Below are 8,391 nucleotides of genomic sequence, written 5' to 3'. Positions count from 1 at the left end.
GACATCAAACCTTCGCGACGCACATTGTGCTGAATCGAGGTATTGGGAAATAGCCTCTGAAAGTGTTTCGTTATATAAATTTCGTATTCTTTCCAGTCCATTTGATGTCCTTCGTAAACTTAACGCCGCATTAAGGGGTGAACAACGCCACCACCTAACCTAAACCATTGTGCCGTAAACACTAAAGCCAATTCAAACCAAAACTGCCAAGCGTTGTGAATCCCTCTTAAATGCTTTGTTAGTTGCCAAACCTAAAGCTTTGATTTGGTGTTAATTGCCGCTTTGCCAACACCAGCGTTACGTGTTTTAAGAAACTTAAATCAGGCGCAGTTTCAAAGCGCCTGTCACTGAAACCACTTGGAATATGCAGCGCCGTAGAAAACGGACTAACAACACCAAAAAGCTCATTTGAGAATGACAATATTACAAAGCTGACTTTCAACAAGTAAATCGGTTTCTGAAATAGAAAGACCGAACCGCACAAAAACCAAAGCACGATTTTCACAAGCCCAAATAACTAGAAATTGAAATAAGAAAACCTAGCCAAAAACACACGGACATTAGCCCTAAACATTCTGCTTTAGCTACGTTTCCTCGTTGGCAACTAACGCCGCATTAAGGGGTGAACAACGCTGTCACCCGACCTAAACCGTTGTGCCGTAAACACTAAAGCTGATTCAAACTAAAACTGCCAAGCGTTGTAAATCCCTCTTAAATGCTTTGTTATACGCCCGGCACCGAAGCTACGATTTTAAGCCAAGCCCCACTTTGGAAGCACGAAACTTTATGTGTATTGATGCATTTATGTGAGGCTAAGATTTTCAGCGACTGTGATTGAAGCGCACTTGGAACACCCCACACCAAAGAAAGCGGTATTTCAGCAAACACATAACCTTTTAAACCGACAATTTGATTGAGCGGATTTTCAACAAACGAAACTGTTTCAAATTTCGCCAATCAATTAAAACTAGGAAACACTTACCAGTTACGAATTTAGGGTTATTGTCACGTCGCACAGTCTGATGATTTAACGAAAATACGAAGGAATATTACGAACAGGGCAAAGTGTTGAACCACGAGAGAAAGTGATTTTGAAGCTAGAGGTTAGCTACAAAACTCACCCTGCGTATAACGCCGCGTTAAGTGGTGAGCAACGCAGACCACCCTACCTAAACCATTGTGCCGTAAACACTAAAGCTGAATCAAACTGAGAATGCCAAGCGTTGGGAATCCGTCTTAAACGCTTTGTTATGGCTAACAACCCACGAACGAACCGAAACGCTAATCTGTTGTTTTATATAAACTTAACACGCTCATCTAAACACTCATTAGACCCCATTTCGAATTCGCGGCATATCCAAGGACGATTTTCATAAATTGTGCACATTAGAGTGTCTCTGTCTAAGGCCGCACACCAACCATCATTTAATCGCATCATTGTTTCACCACCATACTGGTCACGAGCGATGAACTCTTCTGGCACGCCAGTATCAGAGATAATCATAACTTCAAGACGGCAGCAACAAGCTTTGCAGTTTGAGCAAGATACATTTGAGGAAGAAGGTGTATTAGTTGGTATAAGCATAAGTAACTACAGTTTAGTCAATTGCACATGATACCGTAAATTGATGCGAACAACCTTCATTTCTGAGATTGCTTACCTTGTGAGCCATAACGCCGCATTAAGGTGTGAGCGACGCTTGGCTATACTTGAGCGAAGCGAAAACGCCAAGCGTTGCGAATCACTCTTAAATGCTTTGTTATACAAACTGTTACAGCTTATCCGCCAATTTCTTAAGGTAAGATTTGGCTAGTTCATTTTTACCTCGACTTAACCACTTTATACACTCTAAAAGTTCCCAGATTAGTCCTTGGTCACCATTTGTATATACAGGAAAGTCTTCGTGCTTTGGTGCAGGAGCATCGGTTAATCTTGACTCCACAGCACCCATTTTATCAAATAGTACTTTGAAAGGTCTGGAGATATCAAAAGGCTCGCTTAGATCTAGGCAATGAATCTCTGTGCTGGTTAAATCCGTGAAAATGTATTTTGTAAAGTAAGCATTCTCGTTATGAAAGCCTTGATTACGATAAAAAATTTCTTTACCACGCTCAAAAGCCGAGAAGCACTGTTGTGTGGATTTATGGAATTCATTTTGAGTAAGAATCAAAATGTCAGCGTCAGATACTCGGTCACCCTTACCTGCAGCCAATGAGCCTAATAACACTGCGGCAACCACGTTGTCTTCGGAAATAAACGCAGAACAAGCAGATTTAACCAGCTCATTTTGAAGGGGAAGATTTTCAAGATTAAGTTCTTCTAAACTCACAGTTACCTCCGTTTGTATAACGCCCTGTTAAGGTGTGAGCAACGCAATACCAAAGCTCCCGCATAACACCTTAAACACTAAACGCAACGCATGATGAAAATGCCACGCGTTGCGAATCACTCTTAAACAGATTGTTATACAAATTTTTGAAGGGTGTATTGTTCAAAAATGTCAACCAATGAGATTACGGCATTTTTTGCATTTAACGAATGCTCCAATGCATCAATACCCCACAAAGAAGGATACGTTTCGTTACTATAACTAAAGCTTTCAAACTTTAACCCCGCTTTGTTTTCAACAAGATCCAAATTTGCGCCCAAATAAACCAAGTCTCTGTGTTTGATTGTATTCACAAATGCACTTATATACTTATATGACTCCGAACCAACAACACAATCTAGAGCTTCTTTAAGAGTTGGCTCTGTAATTAACGGTCTAACTTTATACAACATACACTCTCCGACCGAAAATCGTTCATGCAATACAACTTTATTTAATAGCTGAGCAAATATGTCGTATAACGAGCGAGCAGCATGAATCGCAGCATGAACATTTGCTTGAATTGCTAGGTTTTGCGCTTTTGATTCCGCTCGAGGAGAAAGCACTAGCATGAGGGCATCTTTATTATTCTTGGGAGTAATTTCCATGAGTAGTTCATAAGCCGTTGATTTATGATACTCGTAAATATCAGAGCCACGACTCAATGACCTCAAATTCGCAACACAACTGTCGACATCAACATCGAGCTTTTCGATGTAGCTTCTAAAAGTAGACTCTTTAATCATCGGTTTACTCCATTTGTATAACGCCCTGCTAAGGGGTGAGCAACGCAATACAAAAGCCGCCGCAAACCACCTTAATCACTAAATTAAACGCATAGTGAAAATGCCACGCGTTGCGAATCCCTCTTGAGCAGTTTGTTAGTTTGCAAACCCAAAGTGTTGATTTTACGTTATTTTAAACGTTGCAAACAACAAGCTTTAAGTGTTTTGATGCACTTAAGCCAGGCGTAGTCTCAAAGCGGCTACTCAATGAAACCACGTGGAACAAACAACGCCGCAGAAAACGAACTTACAACACCAAAAAGTGCTATTGGAAAACCAATCTCACAATGCGGACTTTCAACAAAGTCACTGAAACCACGTGAATTTTCCACACCAGAGAAAACGTCATTTCAGCGAGTAAATCGGCTTTTGTACCAACAAACTCAACGAGCAGGGTTTCAGCAAAAAAGCTCAATTCAGTTAACCCATAAGTCACCGCACCAAAGAACAAATCAACCATTAAAACGATGCCAATTTTGGAGTTTCACCACACTGGTTAACATTGAAATTGAACGCCGATACGACAATTTAGACTTTGAGCTTTTACCACTTGATCTTTGCGATATAGCTGCATTTTTCTTCTTGCAAACTAACGCCCAATTAAGGGGTGAACAACGCCTCCACCCAGACCTAAAGCATTGTGCCATAAACACTAAATTTGAAGTAGAAGCAAAACTGCCAAGCGTTGTGAATCCCTCTTAAATTGCTTGTTAGGTAATGCTTTTACCAAAATCTCCACCAAGGTTTGGACGCTGATTCAACTTCATTGTTAGATATGTCGACAACAAAGAAATCTGTATGAACTGCAACTAAATTATTATTCGAGTCGTAGCCGCCAATTACCGGATAGAAACCATCTCCCCACCCTGAATGGAAAAGAATAAGGTTCTTATCACTATTAGGCAGCTGTATGTTTGCAAGACCCTCACGTATTAGTGTTTTGCTGTCCATTTGATTGAACCAGCAGTCATCCCTACCATTGTCAAAAAGTCCTTCATACCAACTATCTTCCTCGGGCATTGTTGCTTCGATTGCGTCTGCATCAGCAAAACAAGCTGTACCTGCATCTACGCCATACCCCCAAAATTCACCAGCTTGTAAGATCTGATTAGTTGGTTCGCCATTCTTAGTTGGTTCTAAAAATTTCCGAGAACTCTCTATTTTCGTCTTATCTATAATTAAGCTAGCATACGCCTCTCTTATATGCGTCCCATCGAGATTAGAACTAACATCAGCCAATGTGACTATAACTTCATACTCTCCAGGCGGAACTTGAACAAAGGCGTTTCCAGATTTAGTCATACCAGCGAAAGGATCACACGTGACAAGCTTCCCTGAAGGGAGGTTCAACTTTCCACACGAGATAGTACTTAACTCAATTTGATCACCCTGATTGGAAATCACTATTGATTTTAATGCAGACCATTCAGCCCCATTTGGATAACTCATAATTTTCCTTGTATTACCTAACGCCGCGTTAAGTGGTGAGCAACGCTGCCACCTTACCTAAACCATTGTGCCGTAAACACTTAAGCTGAATCAAACTGAAAATGCCGAGCGTTGGGAATCCGTCTTAAACGCTTTGTTATAAGCAAAATAACACCTTGATTTAAATTAGCTTTAATTGTTCGGCACTTGATAAAACCCATGCGCTTTGATGATGCTCAAAACCGATTTTTGGATAGTAAGCTTGCGCTTGAGGCGCTGATAATAAAATAACTTTACAGTTTGGGTTCAATTCTTCTTTGGTTACTAATATTAGATATTTACCAATACCACTCGATTGAACGCTTTCATCAACAGCTAGATCCGATAGGTAGCAGCAATAATGAAAATCCGTTACAGAACGCGCTACGCCAACAAGCTGATCGTTTATCCATGCAGTAACAATTAGATTTGAGTTTTCAAGCATACCTTTGATGATTGCTTCATTTTCTAGTGGTCTACGTTCACCAAGTGATGTTTTCTTTAGCAAATTCACGAACTGTTTCGACGTGATTGGATAGTTTACCTTGTACTCAATTTCCATTTTTCATCCTCTGAGGCTGGATTTGCTTATAACGCCGCGTTAAGTGGTGAACAACGCGACCACTGAACATAAAGCATTGTGCCGTAAACACTTATGCTGAATCAAACTAAAAGTGCCAAGCGTTGTGAATCCGTCTTAAACGCTTTGTTAAGTGCGTTTTGGAAGCGGGTACTTTAGCTTAACTTCTTTTGTTTCAACTTCACGAGGACCTTTAGTAGGGTCATGGAAATACCAAATATTAAATTTACGTTCATGTGGCTTGGTATCATGCAACAAAGTATCCCAACCTAGATAACTCGCAATATTCTCAGCAACTTTCAGCTTGGCGGGAGAGCTAGCCTTACCTTGGAATGCACTCATTACCGCCCCTAGTAAAAAGTCGGCAATTTGAATGTGCTCTGATTCCTTAGAGTCTTTAGTTACAACCGAGCGAATTGGTACTTCACCACCAAATTGATTTTTAAGCATGCTATTAGCAATTTTGTGAAATGCTTCATCTGCTTTTTTATAACGCGAAGGCAAAGGGTCTACTTCGATGCGAAACTCACATTGTCGTTGAGGGTGGGCTTTGTGAATCGCACTAATTTTGGTTTGAATTAATTTTGTGAAATGCTTTCGCATTGCTAGGTCATAGTCACCGTCGTGATACTTTTTATCAACCATGCCCTTTCGTATAACAATACAATGAAAAGCTAACCATTGATGTTTGAAGAATGTTTCTATTAGATCTTCATAAAAACCAGCGTAGTGCTTTTTATGAGCCTTTTGCCATTTTATTTCATTGTCATATTTATGTTTGTCTCTTAGCTCTCGAATAATTCGAACAAAGTCTCCACGCCTCTGGTACTTCATCCAAAGTGAACCAAAACCATAATATTTCTGACCATCTACGCCTGATTCATCACAGGCCACATGCCAAATTAATTTACCATCTTGCATTTCACCTCCAATGTACCAATTACTCGAAAGCACTTAACGCCGCATTAAGGGGTGAACAACGCAAACCACCCAACCTAAACCATTGTGCCGTAAACACTTAAGCTAATTCAAACCAAAACTGCCAAGCGTTGTGAATCCCTCTTGAATGCTTTGTTAGTTGCCAAACCCAAGGCTTTGATTTGGAGTTTATTACCGCTTTGCCAATACTGACTTTGTGTGTTTTGAGAAACTCAAATCAGGCGCAGTTTCAAAGCGCCTGTCACTGAAACCACTTGGAATATGCAGCGCCGTAGAAAACAGACTAACAACACCAAAAAGCTCATTTGAGAATGACAATATTGCAAAGCTGACTTTCAACAAGTAAATCGGTTTCTGAAATAGAAAGACCGAACCGCACAAAAAACCAAAGCACGATTTTCACAAGCCCAAATAACTAGAAATTGAAATAAGAAAACCTAGCCAAAAACGCACGGACATTAACCCTAAACATTCTGATTTAGCTGCGCTTTTCTCGTTGGCAACTAACGCCCTGTTAAGGTGTGAGCAACGCAATACAAAAGCCGCCGCAAACCACCTTAAGCACTAATCGCAACGCATAGTGAAAATGCCACGCGTTGCGAATCACTCTTAAACAGTTTGTTAGCAGTGTTACTCTACGATTTTCCCGTGTTGAATTTTTAAGCCAAGTGAACCTAATATTTGGGGGATTAAATCGGTTAGTACAGCTTCTGCCACTTCTATCGCAAACTGGCTTTCTTGAGAACTATTCAATGTTCCACGATGTGAAATAGCATTACGTAAGGTTTGAACTTGACCGCGCTCATCCCATAAAGCGACAGTCTTTCCTGCTCTACAATACTTAGCGATATCAATGTGTGAAATGTCTTTCAATAGGGTAACTAAAAGAGCTTTGAAACGATCAATACCTGTTTGCTTGATTACAGTGTTGGATATTGACTCTGCTACAGCTTCACTGTGAACAAATCCAAATACTATAGGTTTAAGTAATCCAATTTTGAATGAAGTCTCTAATGAAATAGCTGCCATTAGAACTGCAGATGTAGGCGACAACGACTCCACTTTCTTTGCCTCATCTAATGCTTTAATTGCATTGTCTAACAACGAATCATTATCAACATAATACGAACGCAGCCTCTCAGCGGTAAACTCTTCGACAGCTCGATCTTTAAACTCTTCAACATAGCGTTCTTCGAAATATTCGCTCATTGCCTCGTCTTGCTGGCACTCCCAATAATCCATTCCCATAACAACCTCTAAACTTAAAAATATCGAAAACTGCTAACGCCGCATTAAGGTGTGAACAACGCGACCACGAAACTTAAACTTACCACCGTAAACACTGAACTCAACGATGGAATGAAAAATGCCAAGCGTTGAGAATCACTCTTAAATGCTTTGTTATATTTTTTCAATTCCGAGTCTGTCTCTGAATACTTTTACAATGTCATCAACAAGTTTAACCAACTCTCCATTGTAGTAGTCCCTTAATGCTGCTCGCATGTCCTTGAGTTCATCAATGATTTCCTCGACATCATCCCTACCGCATTCTTCGGCAACTATTGTTTGCACGTAACTTTCTGAAAGTTCGTAAAACCGATTACTTAGGTTATCTATTTTTTCATAAACGCTAGACTCGATAAAAATAGCGTTATCTAAAAGGGTAGATGCTAATTGTCGAGCAGCATTGCTTGTAAATTCTGCTTTCTCACGATAAAACCAGAAGTCTCTAGCATCTTGGCTATCAATGCCTTCATGTTCTTCTAAAGCGGAAACTGGATCTGGTTTACCATTAGCAAACTCATTAGCGTTTTTCAGGAGTACAGACAAAGAGGAATAAACGGTCTGGATAGCTTTCGCAGTTTGTGCATCTACTCGTGAATTTTGAATATTTCTTTCATGAGCAAAAATTGACAGTGAATTTTTTAGAGTCTCAGTTTCTCAGTAAGAGTTGCTTGAAAATTAGCCATGTCTTTTTTGAAACGATGCTCAAGCAACTTTTTCACTAAATACTGACCAATTAGCAGAGCTCCTGCTACACCACCTATGGCTGGATAAATAAAAGTTTCAACGAACCACAATACATCATGCACGATTTTTGAACCCCATAACTCAATAAAAAATATAACGCCCAATTAAGGTGTGAAGCACGCAGCCACAGTACTCAATTTGACCACCGTAAACACTGAGCTTAACTCAAACCAAAAATGCCAAGCGTGCTGAATCACTCTTAAATTGTTTGTTAGGTCGA

The 8,391-nt window shown here is 40.1% G+C and carries 10 protein-coding genes; 1 reads left to right on the top strand and 9 read right to left on the bottom strand.

The genetic code is table 11. The features are described from left to right. Nucleotides 1–723 precede the first annotated feature (723 nt). The 4 genes from UF05_RS25510 to UF05_RS04835 all read right to left on the bottom strand — a co-directional run bounded on the left by UF05_RS25510 (nt 724) and on the right by UF05_RS04835 (nt 3,115). On the bottom strand, nt 724–957 hold the full coding sequence (locus UF05_RS25510) for a hypothetical protein (protein ID WP_156147357.1): 234 nt from the start codon (nt 955–957) through the stop codon (nt 724–726). Nucleotides 958–1,294: 337 nt separating this feature from the next. After that, nucleotides 1,295–1,585, bottom strand: coding sequence for a YkgJ family cysteine cluster protein (locus tag UF05_RS24010; RefSeq protein ID WP_079751593.1), 291 nt, complete (start codon nt 1,583–1,585; stop codon nt 1,295–1,297). A gap of 187 nt (nt 1,586–1,772) precedes the next feature. After that, nucleotides 1,773–2,330, bottom strand: a complete 558-nt coding sequence (locus UF05_RS04840; protein ID WP_045545674.1) for a nucleotidyltransferase domain-containing protein — start codon at nt 2,328–2,330, stop codon at nt 1,773–1,775. 134 nt (nt 2,331–2,464) lie between these two features. After that, the gene (locus UF05_RS04835) at nt 2,465–3,115 is read right to left on the bottom strand and encodes a hypothetical protein (RefSeq protein WP_045545673.1); all 651 of its coding nucleotides are present in this window, start codon (nt 3,113–3,115) and stop codon (nt 2,465–2,467) included. 246 nt (nt 3,116–3,361) lie between these two features. Here UF05_RS04835 and UF05_RS26265 point away from each other — a divergent pair, with 246 nt between their 5' ends. Continuing rightward, complete coding sequence (locus UF05_RS26265) at nt 3,362–3,856, top strand: hypothetical protein (RefSeq protein WP_197065563.1); 495 nt, start codon at nt 3,362–3,364, stop codon at nt 3,854–3,856. Between the two features lie 21 nt (nt 3,857–3,877). On the opposite strand, the gene UF05_RS04825 is transcribed toward UF05_RS26265, so the two are convergent. The 5 genes from UF05_RS04825 to UF05_RS04805 all read right to left on the bottom strand — a co-directional run bounded on the left by UF05_RS04825 (nt 3,878) and on the right by UF05_RS04805 (nt 7,970). Continuing rightward, entirely contained in the window at nt 3,878–4,603 is a 726-nt protein-coding gene (locus UF05_RS04825) for a DUF4241 domain-containing protein (protein ID WP_045545671.1), read from the bottom strand. Between the two features lie 160 nt (nt 4,604–4,763). Next, nucleotides 4,764–5,183 carry a GNAT family N-acetyltransferase gene (locus UF05_RS04820; RefSeq protein WP_045545670.1) on the bottom strand — a complete coding sequence of 140 codons (420 nt, stop codon included), beginning with the start codon at nt 5,181–5,183 and terminating at the stop codon, nt 4,764–4,766. Nucleotides 5,184–5,330: 147 nt separating this feature from the next. After that, nucleotides 5,331–6,122 carry a DUF3800 domain-containing protein gene (locus UF05_RS04815; protein WP_031850381.1) on the bottom strand — a complete coding sequence of 264 codons (792 nt, stop codon included), beginning with the start codon at nt 6,120–6,122 and terminating at the stop codon, nt 5,331–5,333. A gap of 648 nt (nt 6,123–6,770) precedes the next feature. Further along, the gene (locus UF05_RS04810) at nt 6,771–7,388 is read right to left on the bottom strand and encodes a hypothetical protein (protein ID WP_045545669.1); all 618 of its coding nucleotides are present in this window, start codon (nt 7,386–7,388) and stop codon (nt 6,771–6,773) included. 153 nt (nt 7,389–7,541) lie between these two features. Then, nucleotides 7,542–7,970 carry a hypothetical protein gene (locus UF05_RS04805; RefSeq protein ID WP_045545668.1) on the bottom strand — a complete coding sequence of 143 codons (429 nt, stop codon included), beginning with the start codon at nt 7,968–7,970 and terminating at the stop codon, nt 7,542–7,544. Nucleotides 7,971–8,391 lie beyond the last annotated feature (421 nt).

This window comes from Vibrio sp. S457-15, assembly GCF_000960545.1.
GTDB lineage: Bacteria > Pseudomonadota > Gammaproteobacteria > Enterobacterales > Vibrionaceae > Vibrio > Vibrio parahaemolyticus.
Note: the sequence above shows the minus strand (reverse complement) of the source record. Positions and strands in the feature narration are given on the sequence as shown.